7 protein-coding genes are annotated in these 17,205 nt (G+C 71.9%); 1 reads left to right on the top strand and 6 read right to left on the bottom strand.

Features of this window, described 5'->3' with window-relative positions; all coding sequences use genetic code 11:
* Window positions 1-13: 13 nt before the first annotated feature.
* The 3 genes from CP978_RS33790 to CP978_RS36170 form a co-directional block, all read right to left on the bottom strand.
* Window positions 14-9,082, bottom strand: coding sequence for a non-ribosomal peptide synthetase (locus CP978_RS33790; protein ID WP_043447414.1), 9,069 nt, complete (start codon window positions 9,080-9,082; stop codon window positions 14-16).
* Window positions 9,079-13,050 (bottom strand): non-ribosomal peptide synthetase, encoded by a 3,972-nt coding sequence (locus tag CP978_RS33785; protein WP_207312937.1) that lies wholly within the window; start codon window positions 13,048-13,050, stop codon window positions 9,079-9,081. The genes CP978_RS33790 and CP978_RS33785 overlap by 4 nt, the downstream gene beginning before the upstream one ends.
* Before the next feature lie 395 nt (window positions 13,051-13,445).
* Complete coding sequence (locus CP978_RS36170; protein ID WP_260421140.1) at window positions 13,446-13,571, bottom strand: hypothetical protein; 126 nt, start codon at window positions 13,569-13,571, stop codon at window positions 13,446-13,448.
* A 149-nt stretch (window positions 13,572-13,720) separates the two neighbouring features.
* Between CP978_RS36170 and CP978_RS33780 the strand changes: the two genes are divergently transcribed.
* The gene (locus tag CP978_RS33780) at window positions 13,721-14,260 is read left to right on the top strand and encodes a GNAT family N-acetyltransferase (protein ID WP_043447411.1); all 540 of its coding nucleotides are present in this window, start codon (window positions 13,721-13,723) and stop codon (window positions 14,258-14,260) included.
* A 132-nt stretch (window positions 14,261-14,392) separates the two neighbouring features.
* Here CP978_RS33780 and CP978_RS33775 read toward each other — a convergent pair whose 3' ends face one another.
* From CP978_RS33775 to CP978_RS33765, 3 genes are all read right to left on the bottom strand, one after another.
* Window positions 14,393-15,619, bottom strand: coding sequence for a cytochrome P450 (locus CP978_RS33775; protein ID WP_043450267.1), 1,227 nt, complete (start codon window positions 15,617-15,619; stop codon window positions 14,393-14,395).
* Window positions 15,620-15,753: 134 nt separating this feature from the next.
* On the bottom strand, window positions 15,754-16,947 hold the full coding sequence (locus tag CP978_RS33770; protein WP_043447408.1) for an NAD(P)/FAD-dependent oxidoreductase: 1,194 nt from the start codon (window positions 16,945-16,947) through the stop codon (window positions 15,754-15,756).
* On the bottom strand, window positions 16,944-17,144 hold the full coding sequence (locus tag CP978_RS33765; protein ID WP_043447405.1) for a ferredoxin: 201 nt from the start codon (window positions 17,142-17,144) through the stop codon (window positions 16,944-16,946). The genes CP978_RS33770 and CP978_RS33765 overlap by 4 nt, the downstream gene beginning before the upstream one ends.
* Window positions 17,145-17,205: the final 61 nt, after the last annotated feature.

Raw genomic sequence — 17,205 nt, 5'->3', positions numbered from 1 at the left:
GCCGGGGCGGTTCTCAGGGCATGGTCGAGGAGTTCGGCGGTGACGGGGCCGAGAGGACGACGGCGATGTCCTGGACGTGGGGTTCGGCGACGAGTTCGTAGTGGTCCGCGTCGATGCGCTCGACCCGTGGGCCAGGCAGGTGGTGGTCCCAGGCGTCGGGGGCGGTCGGTTCCGGGGCGAGGAGCCCTTCGCCGACCGGGCGTTCGGCGAGCCAGACGGTGGTGGGGGTGCTGTGCAGACGCGGTACGTGATGCCCGGCCATGGCGGCGAGGTTGCTGCGGCAGCAGTGCGCGAGGCGCTCGGCGTAGGCGCGGCCGGCGTCCGGCAGGCTTTCGGCGCGGCCGCCGCTCAGCTCGCGTGCGAAGACGGCGTCCACCTGTTCCTCGCTGTAGGCGGCGAGGAGTCGTCCCGCACCGGGCGGAGGCGGGTCGAGCAGGTAGAGGGCGTCCACGGCGTCGCCCTGTGACTCGGCGAGTGCCGCCATGGACAGGGCGGTCCAGGCGCCGAACGACCAGCCGGCGAGGCGCAGTCGGTGGCCGGTGCCGGGGAACGTGTCCCGGACGGACGCCAGATAGCGTTCCGCGCGCTCGGTGATCGTCAGGGGGGCCTGCGCGGGGTCGCGCAGCGCCGGGTCGGCGATCAGGCAGACAGTCAGGTCGTCGGGCAGGGCTGCCACGAGGGGGCGGTAGGCCTGGATGTCGCCGCCGACGGGGTGGACGAGGCACAGCACGTCGCGGCCCGTTCCTTGCTGCCACACCTCGACCTCCACCGCTTCCGAGGAACGGGTGTCGGATCCGAGGTGGCCGAGGATCTCGGCGAGACTGACCCGATGGCTGAGGCGGGACAGGTCGAGGTCGGTGCCGAAGAGGCGTTTCACCTCGTCGAGGAGTTCCAGAAGGGTCAGTGAGTCGGCTCCCAGGTCGTACAGCGCCGCCTGGGGGTCGATGGTGTCCACGCCGAGAAGTCCGCAGAGGGCGGCGGTGAGGGCGGTGGTGGGGTCGTCGTCGGCTGCCGGAGTACGCGGGCGGGGTGCCGGTTCGTAGAAGAGGGATGCGGCGGCCAGGTCCGTGGTGTTGACCATCAGATGCGGCAGGCGCAGATCGAGGGCCTGCTCGAAGAGGGTGGCGCCTTCCTCGGGCGTGAGCGCGACCGTCAGATGTGCCTGATGGCGGCTGTCGGTGCCCAGAGCGTGCTGCGCCATGCCCACCTCTCGCCATGCGTCCCAGCCGATGCTCATCCGCACGGTGCGGGTGCGGCCGGATGGCGCGTGGTGGGCGTGGGCGTCCAGGAAGGCGTTGGCCGCCGCGTAGTCGAACTGGCCGACGCCCCCGAACCGGGCGGCCATCGACGAGCAGAACAGCGCGTAGTCGGGGTCGTGTTCGGCGAGGAGGAGTTCGACGAGCAGGGCACCGCGCAGTTTGGCCGCGGTGGCGCGGCGGGCGGTGACGGGTTCGCGCCGGGCGAGAAGGCCCCCCGCGGCCGTTCCGGCGGCATGGACGATTCCGGTGAGGCCGGCCAGGTGCGGGGCGAGTCGGGCGGCGATCGTCTCCGGTTCCTCCGTGGCGAGGTCGGCGGACACCAGAGTGACACGGTCGGGGAACGCAGCGAGCGCGTCCGGTGTGTCGGTGCCGCGTGCGACCAGGACGACGCGGTTGCCGGGTTGCCGCAGCAGGCAGGCGGCCAGGGTGGTGCCGATGCCGCCGGTGCCACCGAGCACCAGGTGGGTACCGGGGATGGACGGCGGGGCCGACTCCGGTATGGATACGGGGACGGACTGGAGTGTGCGGTGCCACCAGTAGCCGTCGCGCAGAGCCGTCGCCGTCATGGTGAGTGCGGTGTCGAGGAGCACGTCGGGCAGATGGGCGGCCCAGTCGGCGGGGCGGGGTCCGGGCAGATCGGCCCAGCGTGCGGACACGCCCAGTTCCTGGCGGGGGACTTCGAGGGCGGCGGCGAGCAGACCCGCCTCGGGGGTGCGGACGTCGCCGGTGACCGGCTGCGCCTGGTGGGACAGCAGCCAGAGGTTCGGCCGTTGCCCCTCCGGGAGGGCGGCCACGGCCAGGGTGAGGGCGGCGACGGTGTCGAGGCAGGCCCACTGGCCCGTCTCGACGGCGTCGGTGCTCGGTTCGCCGTGCAGGGCGAGCGGCAGCGCGTGCAGCCAGTCGACGGCCGGGGTGGCGCCGGTGACGCGGGTGAGGAGCGCGGAAAGGTGCGCGGGGTCGGCGGGGTCGGCCTGGTAGCGGTCCTCGTCGATGCGGGTGAAGACGGCTCCCGCTCGCACGGTCACGACCCGGGCGTAGTGCCGTTCGAGGAACCGCCAGGCCTCGTCCCCGGAGTCACCGGAGTCGGCGGAGTGCGCGGAGTCGGCGGCGGTGACGACGACGGCGATGCGGGCAGGATCGTGGCCGCCGGTGCGCGCCCGGCGCAGGCGTGCCCAGAGGGGCTGGTGGAGCCACTGGGCCATGGGCAGTCGTGGTACCTGCTCGGGTCCGGGTGCCGCGGTGGCCTCGTCCGCCGGGGCGGCGCGTTCCGGAGCGGGTGCGCGCGGAAAGTCGTACTCCGCGGTCTCGAAGGCGGGCGGCGGGAAGTCCCAGGGCGCGGGGGCCGGGCCCTCGGGCCAGAGGAGGGTGTGTCCGGCGGTCCACGCCTCGGCGAGGGCGTGCGGGTCGAGGCCGTCGGCGGACAACCGGGGCGCGGACGGTGCGGGTGCGACCGTCGTCAGGGAGCGCAGCCGGCCGACGGCGGAGGAGACGTCCGGGCAGGCCGCCGCCGCGCGGTGGCTGAGCGCGGGCCGGCCGGCCTGGAGATGGCGTAGCACCTGCGGGTAGGCGTCGGGGTGTGCCTCCAGGTAGTCGGCGATGCGACGGCCGTCGGCGCGCACGGCGGCGTCGGAGCTGCCCGACAGCACCAGACAGGGAATCACCGGCAGCGCGTGGGGAGCGGCCGGTGTCTCCTCGGGCCGTTCAAGGAGGAGGTGCGCGTTGGTTCCGCCGATGCCGAAGCTGCTCACGGCGGCCACCCTGGGGGTGTTCGCCGGCCAGGGTTCGGCCGCGACGGGCACCCGGAACGGGCCGTCGTCGATGGCGGGGTTGAGCCGGTCGAAGTCGGCCGTGGGCGGAAGGATCCCGTGGTGCACGGCGAGGACGGCGCGGATCAGGCCGACGACTCCGGCCGCGGCGCCCAGGTGTCCGATCTGGCTCTTCACCGAGGACAGCGGCACTCGCGCGTCGTCCTCGAGCCCGTACGCCTCGCGCAGCGCGGCGGCCTCCACGGGGTCGCCGAGCCGGGTGCCCGTGCCATGGGCCTCGATGTAGCCGAGGTCGGTGGCCCGGCGGCCGCTGCGCGTCAGGGCGGCGCGGATGGCGTCGCGCTGTCCGGCGCGGGAGGGAGCGCTGTAGCCGAGCTTGTCCGCGCCGTCGTTGTTGACGCCCGACCCGGTGAGGACGGCGTACACGGTGTCGCCGTCCCGGCGGGCGGCGGAGAGGGGTTTGAGGACGACGGCGCCGGCGCCGCTGGCCCCGATGGTGCCCTCGGCGTCCGCGCTGAAGGGCCGGCAGTGCCCGTCCGGCGAGAAGATGTGCTGCGGGCGGTAGGTGTAGCCGTCGGTCAGCTCGGTGTCGACGAGGACACCCGCGACGATCATCGCCTCGGCGTCGCCCTGCCGGAGCATCCCCGAGGCGATATGCACCCCGACGAGGGAGCTGGAGCAGGCGGACTGGACGGTGAGCGCCGGGCCGGTGAGTCCCAGATGGTAGGCGGCCTTGGTGGCGAGGAAGTCCTTGTCGTGATGCTGGGCCATGCGGAAGCTGTCCGGCAGCGCGCCGGGATCCGCCTCGCGGAGCATCTTCTGGTGGTAGGTGTTCTCGCCGCAGGACGCGATGATCCCCACCCGCCGGGTGGCGGGGTCGCCCAGCCCGGTGTGGGCGAGGGCCTCGACGCAGTTCATCAGGAGGTGGCGCTGCTGGGGGTCCATCAGCCGGGCTTCCTGGGGGCTGATGGTGAACCTGCCCGGGTCGAAGGCGAGCAGGCCCGCCATCTGGCTGCGGGCACCGGTGCGGCCCTCGGTCGCGGGAAAGTGCTCGATGCCGCGGCGGCCGGTGACCACCAGGTCCCAGAAGGATGCCAGATCGTCCGCGCCGGGCAGCCGTACCGCCATCCCGATGACGGCGATCGGTTCGTCGGCTCGTGCCGGCGCCCGGGAAGGGGCACGGTCCGGCTCGGCGGCGGTGCGGTCCTGTGTGAGGAACCGGGCAAGCGCGCGCAGGCTGACGTGTTCGAACAGATCCGGTACGGAGAAGGGAAGGTCGCCCTCTCCCGCGCATCTGAGGTGGAACCGCATCAGGTCCAGACTGGTGGCCCCGGCGTCGAAGAACCGCTGGTCGACGCCGGGCACCTTGCCGGTGGCCGTCTCGAACAGGCCGGCCAGCCGTTGTTCGAGTCCGGTCGGGGCCTCGGTCGGGGAGGCGGCGGGAAGCAGTTCTCTGCCGGGTGCGGTGAGTGCCGCCCGACGGTCCAGTTTGCCGCTCGGCGTGCGGGGGAGGTCGTCGACCAGGCGGAAGCGGGCGATACGGATGTAGGCCGGGAGCAGTCCGTCGAGATGGGCGGCGAGGCCGACGGTATCGGGGGCTTCTTCCCCGCACTGGAGGACGGCCACGAGCCGGCCCTCCTCCACGCCGGCGACGGCGTTGGTCACCCCGGGGTACTGGAGGAGCGCGGCCTCGACCTGTCCCAGTTCCAGCCGGTGGCCGCCGAGTTTGACCTGGCCGTCGTCGCGGCCCGCGTGGTGCAGCAGGCCCTGCCGGTCGAAGTACGCCTGGTCGCCGGTGCGGTAGAAGGTGCCGAGTTCCGGATCGTCGAGGAACCGGTCGCGGTGTGCGTCGTCGCCGCCGAGGTAGCAGCGGGTGGCCATGAGGCCACCGATCAGCAGTTCGCCGGTGACGCCGGGCGGGACGGGGAGGCCCTCCTCGTCGGCCACCCGCAGCACCGCCCCTGACACCGGCCGCCCGATCGCGGGGCGCAGGGGCCAGGTGGCGGGGTCGCCGTCGAGCCACAGTCCGCTGACGACATGGGTCTCGGTCGGGCCGTAGTGGTTGAACAGCCGTGCGCCGCCCGGAAGTCCGGCGAACCAGGTGCGGATGGCGTCGGTGCACACCAGCTGCTCGCCCGCGGTCACGACCTCTCGGAGTCGGGAGGGGTACCGGCCCAGGCGCACGCCGTGTTCGGCGAGGAGTTGGAGGGCCACATAGGGGAGGAAGATCCGTTCCACGGCCCCGTTCTCCAGCTCTCGCAGCAGGGCGGGGACGTCCTGCCGCCAGGCCGGTTTCACCAGCCGCAGCTCGCCGCCGTTGCACAGGGTGGTCAGGATCTCCTGGAAGGAGACGTCGAAGGACAGCATGGAGAACTGCTGGGTGACGGCGGGCCGGTCCAGTCCGCCCTGCTCCCGCTGCCAGGACAGCAGGTTGCACAGGGTCCGGTCGGGGACCTGGACGCCTTTGGGGGTCCCGGTGGAGCCGGAGGTGAACAAGGTGTACAGGGGGCGTAGCCCTTGGTGCCGGTGGGGAACGCGTGGGGCCCGGGGTGTGTCGGCGAGGGTGAGGACGTGCCGAGGCAGGTCCGGCGGGGCGATGGTGTCGAGAACGGCGGTGTCCTCGGGGGCGACCACGACGCAACGCGGTGCGGCCTGGTCGAGCACATGGCGCAGCAGGGACGGCGGATAGGCGGGGTCGAGGGGGACAAGGGTCAGGTTGAGGCGGGTCGCCGCCAGGAGGGCGACGATGTGTTCGACGGAGGGCTGGAGGTAGAGGGCCACGGCTGCGGGCGCGGCGGGATCGGCCGGGCGGAAGGCGCTCAGGGCCGAGGCGAACTCGTCGGCCTGTGCGTCGAGTTCGGCATAGGTGAGGGTGGTGTCGCCGAGGGTCACGGCGGGGGCGTCGGGGGTGCGGGACACCTGGCGGGCGAACGCCTCGGCCACGGTGGTCACGTCGTCCGCGGGCTCGGTGCCGTGGCCCGGCCGGTCGAGGCTGTGCCGGTAGGGGGCGACGAGTTCGCGCAGGGTGAGGTCGCTGCCGGCGGTCAGATGCTCCAGGGCCTCACGGAAGAGCCGGGCGGCGACCCGGGCGCGCTCGGTGCCGATGTCGTCCCGGTACTCCCACAGGCAGTCGAAGCCGGACTCGTGCTCGACGACCGAGAGGGTGAGGGCGCACTTGGCTCCCGTCGGCTGCGGCCAGCGGGGCTCGGTGCGACAGCCGTCCAGGCTCAGCCGGGAGAACTCGGTGTTCTCCAGCACGAACAGGTAGTCGAACAGCGGGGTGCGCTCGCGGAAGGACCGGTCGGCGAGGACGTCGGCGAGAGCGACCTCCTGCCCGCCCAGCACGGCACTCACGGTGTCCGCGTGCGCGGCGAGGTTGCTGTCGAGGGTGTCCCGGGGCCGGGCCGCCAGGTCGAGGAGCACGGTGTTGGCGAACATGCCGACCACATCGCCGAACTCGGGGCGGGGGCGGTTGGCCACGGGTGCGGCGACCAGCGGGCGGGTCTGTCCCGTCACTCCGTACAGGCTCGCGGTGAACGCGGACACCAGTAGCTGGAACCGGGTCAGTCCCGCTGCGGCGGCGCGCCGGTCCAGGGCGGTGCGATGCGTCAGGTCGAGGGAGGTGCGCAGGAGCCGGGCCCGCCGACGCTGTTCGGGTGCGGGGTCGGGCAGGGGGGCCGAGGGGGCCGGCTCGTCGTCGTAATGGGCGAGGAGGTCCGCGCGGTGTCGTGCGTAGGCGCCGGTCGCACGCCAGTCCTGCTGCCAGCGCGCGAAGTCGAGGGGGATGACGGGCGGTTCCGGGCGTGCGGGGGCCCCGGCGTAGGCCTCGCTGAGGTCCTGGAGGAGGAGGTTGAGGGACCAGCCGTCCACGGCCGCGTGGTGGAGGTGGAGGAGCAGCAGGCCGCCGTCGGACCGCCGCACCCAGGCGGCGCGGAACATCCGCGGATCGGTGAGGTCGAAACGGTGGGCGAAGAAGCGGTCGGCGGTGTCCTGCCACCGCTCCCCCGCCCGGCTCTCCAACGGTTGCCAGGGGTCGTAGGGGCGTTCGGTGCGCTGACGCAGTCCGTCGGGGGCCGGGACCAGACAAGTACGCAGGGCCGGGTTCCGCTGCACCAGGGTGTGCACCGCGCGGTGCAATGCCTCCGGGTCGACATGTCCCCTGATCCGGAAAGCGAGCGGCACGTCGTAGGAGCGGTCCTCGGGGTCGCGCTGGTGCAGCAGCCAGAGGCGTTCCTGCTCGCTGGTGGCGGGCGCGTCCGGTTCCTCGGTGGCGGGCGGTACCGGCGGGTGCGGGCGGGCGGCGCCGTCCGGGGCGTGCACCGCGTCCGCGAGGGCGGCGAAGTCGGCGCGCAGGACGAGGTCCTGGGGCAGGTCGACGGCGAAGCGGTGGTGGATCTCGAAGCGGAACCGCAGTGCCTTCAGCGAGTCGCCGCCGTTGGGGATCCAGCGGTCGTCGGGGCGCAGTCCGCGGACGTCGAGGATCTCCTCGGCGATCTCCAGCACGGGCCGTTGTTCATCGGTGACCCGGGCGGCGCCCTCGCGGCCGGCCCGCCAGGGTGTTCCCGCTGCCTCGATCAGGGCGGCCCGGTCGACCTTCCCGTTGGCGTTCAGCGGGAGTTCGGTGACCAGATGGGTGTGATGGGGGCGCATGTACGGGGGCAGGGCGGTGGTGAGGTGGCGCTCGTAGGCGTCGAAGTCGAGGCCGTCACCGGGGACGAGGAAGGCCAGCAGTTCGTTGCGGCCGGCCGTGTCCCGCCGGACGCAGGCATAGACCTGGCGCACGGCGGGCAGGGCCTGGATCCGCTGCTCCACCTCACCGGGTTCGATGCGGAAGCCGCGCACCTTGACCTGCCGGTCCGCCCGGCCGACATAGGTGACGCGTCCCTCGGGGTCCTGGCGTACGAGGTCGCCGGTGCGGTACCAGCGGCATGGGGTGCCGCTCTCGTCCGGCAGCTCGACGAAGCTGCGCGCGGTCTCCTCGGGAAGGTTGCGGTATCCGCGGGCCAACGCCGTTCCGCAGAGCAGCAGTTCGGCAAGTTCGCCGGGGTCCGCGGTGCGTCCGTCCTGGGTGCGCAGCAGCAGTCCGGTCCCCGGCAGCGGGGTGCCGATCGGTACCTCGTCGGTGTCGAAGTCCCGTGGGACGGGGTGGATCAGGGCGAAGGTCGTGGCCTCCGTCGGGCCGTACACGTTGTGCAGAACGGTGGCGGTGCCGGGATTGGCCTCGTACCAGCGGCGGATCGACCGTGGGTCGAGTCGTTCCCCGCCGATGAGGACCTGGGTGGTGTCGGCGAAGCAGTGGGGGACCTTCTCGACGACCGTGTGGAACAGGGCCGCCGTGATGAACAGGGTGTCCACCCGGCGCTCGCGCAGCACGGCCTCGAGCCGGTGGGGGGTGTGCACCTGTATGTCGTCCAGTACGACGCAGACACCGCCGGTCACCAGCGGGGCCCACACCTCGAAACTGAGGGCGTCGAAGGCGGGGTTGGACAGACAGGCGTAGCGGTCCCCGGGCTTCAGCTCGATATAGCCGGGCCGGGCCAGCCGCAGCACGCCCGCGTCGGTGACCTCGACGCCCTTGGGGCGGCCGGTGCTGCCGGAGGTGTAGAAGACGAAGCCGGTTTCGTCGGGAGCACCGGCGGTGGGCTCCGGCTCGACGGTGTCCTGCGGGGGCCGGAGCAGGTCGGCGGCGTCCAGGGCACCGGGGTGGGCGCTCTCGCCGTCGTGGATCACGACGGCGGCGCCGGAGTCCTCGAGAATGTGACATTGCCGGTCGTGGGGGCTCACCCGGTCGAGCGGGACGACGACGGCGCCGGCCCGGCGGATGCCCAGCATGACGCACACCAGTTGCCAGGAGCGGGGCAGGCAGACCGCGACGGCCTGCCCGGGGCGCACTCCACGACGGCGAAGGTGAGCGGCTACCCGGCCGCTGAGCCGGTCGAGTTCCGCGTAGTCCAGGACATGGGCGCCGTCCTCGACGGCGACCGCGGCGGGCGTACGGCGGGCCTGGGCGAGTACGGCCCCGGCGAGCGAGCCGGGCTCGAGGCGAGGGGTGTTCATCGCGCCTCTCCCACCGGTGCGACGGCGGAGTGCTGTTCCGTGGCCGACTGCTTCTCGTGATACGCGAGTTCGGCGGCCAGCAGGTCGGCGACCCGTGCCGTCCCAGTGCCCTCCAGGACCTCCCAGTGGTCGCACTCCAGCGTCTCCACCCGGAAGTCTCCCGTCGCGCGTCGCCGCCAGAAGTCACGGACCTCGGCATGGGAGGGGGTGTCGGCGCCGTCGGGCACGGCCTCGGCGAGGACGAGACGGGCGGGAGAGGCGCCCGGGCGGTGGTCCCGGGCGGTGAGCCGGTTGTGGTTGTAGAGCCGGAAGTACCGGTCCACCTGGGCGTCGTCGATACCCGGGTACATCCCGTTGAACCGCACCAGTTTGTCGCGGAACTCGGCCGCGTCGACGGGGGTGATCGCCTCCCGGGCCGAGGCGTCGTCGGTCGCCTGGGTGTCGAGCAGGACGACGCTGACGTCATCGCGTCCGGCGAGGCTCAGCAGGCGTCCCATCTCGTGGGCGACCAGGCCTCCGTAGGACAGGCCGGTCAGCACGAGGGGCCCCTCGCCGAGGGGTTCGAGCATCCGCAGATACGCCTCCGCCATGGCCTCCACGGTGGGCAGGACGTCCTCTCCGGGGTTCACGCCCGGGGACTGGATCCCGTAGAGCCCCGTGTGAGCGGGCAGGAGTGCGGCCAGCGGGAGGTAGCAGAAGGCGGTGCCTCCGGCAGGGTGCACGCAGATCACCTTGGGGCCCGGGCCCCGGCGGAACTCGATGAGACTGCCCGGCTCATGGTCGGTGGCGTCCTCCCTCAGCAGCGCCGCGAGCGATTCGATGGTGGGACGCACCATGACCTCGGCGACGGGGAGCGGACGGCCGAAGGTCTCGGTCACATGGTGGGCCATCTTGATGGCGGAGAGGGAGGTGCCGCCGATGTCGAAGAAGTTGTCGCCGATGCCTATCCCGGGGTGCAGCAGGACCTGCTGCCATATGCGGTACAGGGCGTGTTCGACATGGTCGCGCGGGGTGGCCGTGTTGACCTGGTCGGTGGTCTGCTCGCGGGCCTGCCGCAGGAGCGCGGGGCGGTCGAGCTTGCCGCTGGAGTTCAGCGGGAGGCTCTCCAGATCGACGAAGACGGCGGGGATCATATAGTCGGGCAGGTCCTGGGCGAGGGCTGTACGCCAGTCGTTGCGGGGCGGTGCACTCCCCCGGCCGATGCCCGCGACCAGCCGTGGCTGACCGGCCGTGTCCCGGTCGACGAGGACGGCCGCCTCGCGCACGCCCGGCAGACGCAGCAGCGCGGCCTCGATCTCCCCGGGCTCGATCCGGAAGCCACGGAGTTTGACCTGGTCGTCGGCACGACCCGCGTAGTGGGCCTGACCGTCGTCCCCCCAGCGGGCGAGATCTCCGGTGCGGTAGACGCGGGCGCCGGGGACGAACGGGTCGGGCAGGAAGCGTTCCTCGGTGAGGTCGGGGCGGTTGAGATAGCCGCGGGCCAGGGACTCCCCGCCGAGATAGATCTCGCCGACGACGCCGGGCGGGACGGGCTGCATCCGGGAGTCGAGCAGGTAGAGGCGGGTGCCGGGCAGCGGCCAGCCGATCGGGCAGGGGCGCTCCAGCGGGCGTGGCTCGTAGTAGGCGGTGCTGTAGAGCGTCGCCTCGGTGGGGCCGTACCCGAAGCAGATCCGTAGGCCGGGCAGGTGTTCGGTCATGCGGTGCAGTGCGGCCTCGGTCAGGGACTCGACGCCGGTGAGCAGCTTGCGCAGGGGCAGACCGCGCAGGCGCTCGCCGGGATCCTCGTCGATCCAGCGGACGTAGGCGGGCGGCAGGAACGCCTGGGTCACCCGGTGCTCGCGCATCCAGCCCAGCAGGGCGCCCGGGTCGCCTCGCACCTCGTCGGGGACGATGTGCACCTCGCCGCCGGTGGTCAGGGGCAGCAGGAGTTCATGGATGGAGGCGTCGAAGGCGGTGCTGGACCAGGCCGAGCCGATCTCGCCGGGGGCGGTGCCCATCCGTTCGTGCCAGACCGTGAACAGGTTGAGGACACTGCGGTGTTCGACGGCGACGCCCTTGGGCCGTCCCGTGGACCCGGAAGTGAAGATCACATATGCGATCCGGTCCGCGGCGCGGGTGACCGCAAGCGGCGGCAGGTCACAGCTCGCCGCCTCGGCCTCCACGGTGCCCAGGTCGAGCCACTCCCCCGGGCGGTCCACCTCCGGGTGGTCGCTCAGTACGACGGGGCAGACGGCGTCCTCGACCATGGCGGTCAGCCGGGAGACGGGCTGTGCGGGGTCGAGTGGGAGGTAGGCGGCGCCCGACTTCAGGATGCCCAGGATGCCGACGAGCAGGTCGCGGTTGCGTCGCGCGTGCAGTCCCACGACGTCACCGGGGCGGACCGAGCGAGCGACGAGGGCGTGCGCGAGGCGGTTGGCGCGGCGGTCGAGGGTCGCGTAGTCCATCGCGCCCTCCGTGTCGACGACGGCGACATGGGTGGGATGCTCGCGGACCCGGGCCTCGAAAAGATCGGTGACTCCGCTGGCCGCGCGCAGAGCGGCTGCCACGGGGTCGGCCGCCGGGGGTTCCCCGTGCTGTCGTGTCGCGTCCCCCCGGCGGATCAGATGCCGGCGCTCGCCCGGGTCCATCAGTTCCAGGGTGTGGATGTCGCGGTCCGGGTGCCGGGCGAGGTCGGTGAGCAGGTGGCGCAGGTGTCCGGCCCATCGCTCCACGGTGCCGGCGTCGAACAGCGCGGTCGCGTAGTCGAGGTGCCCGACGAGGCGGCCTTCGGACTCGGCCGCCGACAGGACGAGGTCGAACTTGGCCGGGGCGTCCTGGATCGGCAGGGGCTCGGTCGTCACCCCGGGCAGGTGCAGCAGGTCGTGCCGGTCCGGCACCCAGGCCAGCATGGTCTGGAACAGGGGGGTGTGGGAGGCGCTGCGCGGCGGGTTCATCAATTCGACGATGCGCTCGAAGGGCAGGTCCTGCTGGGCGAGGGCCGCCCGGACGGCGGTGCGGGTGCGGGCCAGGGCCTCGGACGCGGTGGGGGAACCGGAGAGGTCGACGCGCAGCGGGAGCGTGTTGACGACGAAGCCGATGAGTCCGGCGGCGCCGGGTGCGCGGCGGCCGGCCACCGGGCTGCCGACAACGATGTCGTCCTGTCCGGACAGGCGGGACATCAGGATGGCCCAGCCGGTGAGGACGGCGTTGAAGAGGCTGGCCTGCTGGGAGCGGACGAGGGCGCGGAGCGCGTCGGTGACATCGGCGTCCAGAGCGAACTCGACGCGTCCGCCGTCATAGCGCTGTTCGGCCGGGCGTGGCCCTCGGGTGGGCAGTTCCAGGACGGCCGGAGCGCCCTCCAGTGTGCGTCGCCAGAAGTCCTCCTGGGAGGCGAGGGCACCGCCGAGGACCGCCTCGCGCTGCTGTTGCGCGTAGTCCGCGTACTGCACCGTGAGTTCCGGGAGGTCTGCCTTGCCGCCCGTGAGCGCCGCCGTGTAGTGGGCGGCGACCTCCTCCATCATCACCTTCATCGAGGTGCCGTCGAAGATGATGTGGTGGAACGTCAGCAGCAGGACGTGCCGTCGGGGACCCAGCGCGATCAGCCGGCCACGCCCGAGCGGGCCGGCCGCCAGGTCGAACGGCCGCTCCGCCTCCTCCCGTTGATATCGGGCCACGCGCTCGTCGGGATCGGGGTCGGCACCGAGGTCCTCGAAGACAAGCTTGAACCCGGCGCCCGGCGGGTCGATGTGCTGGCTCACGACGCCGTCCTCCGCCACCAGCCGTGTGCGCAGACTCTCGTGACGGTCGGTCAGAAGCCCGAAAGCGCTCAGCAGGGCCTCGCGATCGAGCGGGCCGTCGATCCGGAAGGAGGCGAGGGTCTCGTTGTAGGCGGCGTTCGCGCCCGGCAGTTGGGCCAGGAACCACAGCCGCTGCTGGGAGAAGGACGCCGGACGGATGCGGTGGGACTCGGCAGGGGGCGTGTTGTGCACCGGCAAGGCCTGGCTTTCCTGTGGGGGTTGACCGGGGCGGAACGACGGCGCATTGAAGGACGGCACCGCACGGAATTCCGCCGGCGGACAACCGTCAATCCGGTGGGTGGGGATGCGCCGGAATTCGATCGATTGCTTTACCTGGTTATGTTGATGCACTTGTCATCGGGAGCCACCCAGATGACTCCTTTGACATGGACGTGATCATGGATCCACGCCCTGCGGCATGTCAACTCTTGACTTTATTAAGGGACTTGCCGTATATGCCGCACCCCAAAGGGCTCCCGGGTCGCCAAGGTGCTGCTCACCGATCCGGAGCTCGTCGGTGCGCTGTGCGCCAGGCGTATTCCGGGTGATACTCACGCCCTGCTCGGGATCCGAAACTGGTGGAATTACTAGTTGTGCACGGCGGCGGCCGCAACGAAAGGATCAGCGGTAAATGTCGCGGCCGGGCGATCGACGGCCGGGCCGTAGGCATGTCTCATCGACGACCCGTCGATGCCGTCCAAGTCGTTGATCATGTCGGCACTCTGCAGAAGGGCACTGACGCCACGTCCCTTGCCGCCTCGCAGGAAACCCCGGGCGGACCGGGGCACCGCTGCCTTGCGGCGCCAGGGTCTGTTGCGAAAGTGACTGGTCACGGTCCTTTGATCCGTGTTTCGATGCCGCAGTGAAGAGCGAGAGCGTGTCCGGTGTGGACGTACCCCCGAGTGCCCGCCGGCGGACCGATGGTGACCTCGGTGACTGTGTGCGGGTGCTGGCAGCGGTCCATGAGCATGACGGCTATCCGGTGAACTGGCCCGAGTTCCCGGAGGCATGGCTCACGCCGCCGTCGCTGGTCGCCTCGTGGGTGGCGGAACTGGACGGCCGTATCGCCGGCCATATCGGCCTGTCCCGGAGCGATGCGGGGGACGCGGCACCCGGGCTGTGGAGCGCTCGCGCAGGGGTGAGTGTCGACGCGACCGCCGTGGTCAACCGGCTGTTCGTCGCGCCGTGGGCCCGCGGCCACAGGATCGGTGCGCTGCTGATGGCGCAGGCTGTCACCGAAGCACAGGATCGCGGCCTGCATCCGGTGCTCGATGTGGTGGCTTCCGACACTGCGGCGGCCGCCTTGTACGAGCGGCTCGGCTGGCAGCTGCTGGCCACGGTCGAACAGCAGTGGGGCCCGGAGCAGAAGGTGACCGTCCGGTGTTATGCGGCGGCGACCTGACGTCGGTGCCCCGGATCACAGCCGCTCGTCGAGGACTGAGGCCAGGTCGGGTCGCCTTGCTTCCGGTGCGACAGCTGCGACGGCGCGATGCCTTCGGCGGCATCGCGCCGTCGCTGTTCCCGCTGACCGTCGTTACCAGGTGACGGGCAGCTCGTGGAGGCCGTAGATCACCGCGTCGTACTTGAACTTCACGTCCTGGAGCGGGACGGCCGCACGGAGGGTGGGGATGCGGCGGAAGAGGGTCGGGTAGACCACCTGGAGCTCGAGGCGCGCGAGCGGCTGGCCCACGCAGTGGTGGGTGCCGCCGCCGAACGCCTGGTGCCGGCGGGCGTTGCGGGTGATGTCGAGCCGGTCCGGTTCGGCGAACACCTCGGGGTCCCGGTTGGCCAGTTCGCCGAGCAGGATGACACCGTCACCGGCGGGGATGGTGTACCCGGCGATCTCGATGTCCTCCAGCGCCGTGCGACGCCGGCCCAGGTGCACGATGGAGAGGTAGCGCAGCAACTCCTCGACCGCGTTCACGACGACCTGGGGGTCCTCGGCGTCGCGGATCATCTCCAGCTGCTCGGGGTGCTGGAGCAGCGTCAGAGTGCCCAGGCTGATCATGTTGGCGGTGGTCTCGTGGCCGCCGAGCAGGAGCAGCACGCCCATGGTGGCGGCCTCGCGGGCGGTGAGCTCGCCGGACCGCACCTGCGCGCCGAGCTTGGAGATCAGGTCGTCGCCCGGCTCGGCGGTCTTCTGGGCGACGAGGTCGTGCAGATAGTCGGCGAGCGCCGTGTGCGCCGCGCCGCGTTCTTCTCCGGTCGCGGTGGCGGAGACCAGCACCTTGCTGTTCCGCTGGAAGAACTCGTGGTCCTCGTAGGGCACCCCGAGCATCTCGGAGATCACCAGGGACGGCAGTGGCAACGCCAGGCACTGGACGAGGTCGGCGGGGTTGGGGCCGGCCAGCATCCGGTCGATGAAGTCGTCGGTGATGCGCTGCACCGCCGGGCGCATCACCTCGACCCGCTTGATGGTGAACGCACCGCTGATCATGCGGCGCAGCCGGAGATGCTCCGGGTCGTCCATGCCGACGAAGCTGAGATCGGTGGCGCCCCCGTGGCTGTACCGGGGATCGATGGGGCTGGGGAAGTTGGGCGCGGCGAAGTCGGCGCTGAGACGCGGGTCGGCCAGCAGTTCCTTCTGTTCCGCGTGACCGGTGACGGCCCACGGGGTCGAGCCGCCCCAGGAACGCACCCTGGTCACCGGACCGTGATCGGCGAGGGCCGTTAACTCCGGGGACGGCGCGAAGGGGCACACGGCGGAGCGGGGCGGCGGGAACGCGGGAATGCTGTCGTCTGTCTTGCTCTGGGTGGTCATCATCGGCTTCCGTGACGTGGGGGGAAGAGGGAACGCGCCCGTGGGGCGGGGTGGTTGCGGCCTACGGGAGGCCGGTACGGGACCTGCGGCGGGCAGACCCGCCGTTCCCGACCATGCGGGTTGAGCGGCCGGTATCAGGGGGTGACGGGCTGCCGGGGCCGCGTGTAGTGGTCCACCACGGCGGCACGCTGCAGACGGGCCTGCTTGGGCATGTTCCAGCCGAGGACGCACTCGGGCCCCTGAGGGCCTGTCATGCTGACCACGAAGCGCCCCTCGACCGGGTCGCCCTCGACGACCTCGGCCCGGGCGACGGCCGAGGCGATGCCGTAGACCTGGAGCTTGACGTCGAACTGGTCGGTCCAGAAGTACGGAACAGGCACATAGGGCTTGCCGTCACCGAGGATGTCCGCAGCGACGGCGAGACCCTGCTCGGCGGCGTTGGTCCGGTTCTCCAGCCGTACGAGCCGTCCCAGCCCCTGATGGTGCCAGCGGGCCACATCCCCCACTGCCCAAATGCCCGGAGCCGCCCGGCAGTAGGCATCGCAGACGACACCGTTGTCCAGGTTCAGACCGCTGCTCTCCAGCCAGTCCGTGGCCGGAGTGCAACCGACCGCCGTGACCACGACGTCCGCCTCCAGCTCCGTACCGTCGCTGAGCCGCAGACCGGAGACCGCGCCGTCCTCGGTGTGCAGGGCGTCCGGCAGCACCCCGCCGCGCAGCTTGACCCCGTTGCGCCGATGGAGGTCGGCGAGATGACCGGCGACCAGGGCACCGAGCTGCCCGGTCATCGGTGCCTCCTGCGGCCCGACCAGGGTCACGTCCAGGCCCATCTGCCGCGCGGTCGCCGCGGTCTCCGCCCCCAGCACGCCGTCACCGACGACGACGACCCGGCGCGCGGAGAGCAGACCGGCCCTCAACGCCGCGGCGTCCTCCAGTTTTCTGAGCACATGGGTACCGCGCACCCCGCGCTGTTCGGGCAGGGTCCGGGCGGTGGCGCCGGTCGCGATGACCACGGCGTCCGCGGTGAGGGTCCGTCCGGACGCGGTGGTGATCTTGCGGTTGTCGGCGTCGAGGCCGACCGCGGGGTCGCCGAGGACGAACTCCGCGTCCAGCGCCGCCAGGGCTTCTGCGGAACGCAGCTGGGCGCGCTCCGGCTCCCAGGCGCCACTCAGGACCTGCTTCGACAACGGTGGCCGGTCGTAGGGAAGTTCGCTCTCCGAGCCGAGCAGGGACAGGGATCCGGTGAAGCCCTTGCGGCGCAGCGCCTCGGCAGTCGTCAGACCGGCGGCCGAGGCTCCGACGACCAGAACGCTTTGTACGGAAGTCATGCCTTGTCGTCCAGGTGGATGCAGGCGGCGGGACAGACGGCGGCGGCCTCGAGGACCTGCTCGTACTGGTCCTCCGCGGGGGTGGCGTCGAGCAGGATGACGATACCGTCGTCGTCGCGCTGGTCGAAGACCTCAGGGGCGATCAGCACGCATTGTCCGGCGCCGCAGCACTTGTCTTCCTCGACGGTGATCTTCATGGTTCTCCCGGTGTTTCGGTGGGGGGACAGGGCCGGACCCGGCGGGCGGGTCTCAGCGTTC

This window comes from Streptomyces nodosus (genome assembly GCF_008704995.1).
Lineage (GTDB): Bacteria > Actinomycetota > Actinomycetes > Streptomycetales > Streptomycetaceae > Streptomyces > Streptomyces nodosus.
The sequence above is the reverse complement of the archived record's forward strand: the minus strand, read 5'-3'. Positions and strand labels throughout refer to the sequence as shown.

What these genes read in the sequence shown, in the direction of transcription:
- CP978_RS33770 (WP_043447408.1), bottom strand. Translation starts at nt 16,947, where the DNA reads ATGACTTCCGTACAAAGCGTTCTGGTCGTCGGAGCCTCGGCCGCCGGT.
- CP978_RS33775 (WP_043450267.1), bottom strand. Translation starts at nt 15,619, where the DNA reads ATGACCACCCAGAGCAAGACAGACGACAGCATTCCCGCGTTCCCGCCG.
- CP978_RS33765 (WP_043447405.1), bottom strand. Translation starts at nt 17,144, where the DNA reads ATGAAGATCACCGTCGAGGAAGACAAGTGCTGCGGCGCCGGACAATGC.
- CP978_RS36170 (WP_260421140.1), bottom strand. Translation starts at nt 13,571, where the DNA reads ATGATCAACGACTTGGACGGCATCGACGGGTCGTCGATGAGACATGCC.
- CP978_RS33790 (WP_043447414.1), bottom strand. Translation starts at nt 9,082, where the DNA reads ATGAACACCCCTCGCCTCGAGCCCGGCTCGCTCGCCGGGGCCGTACTC.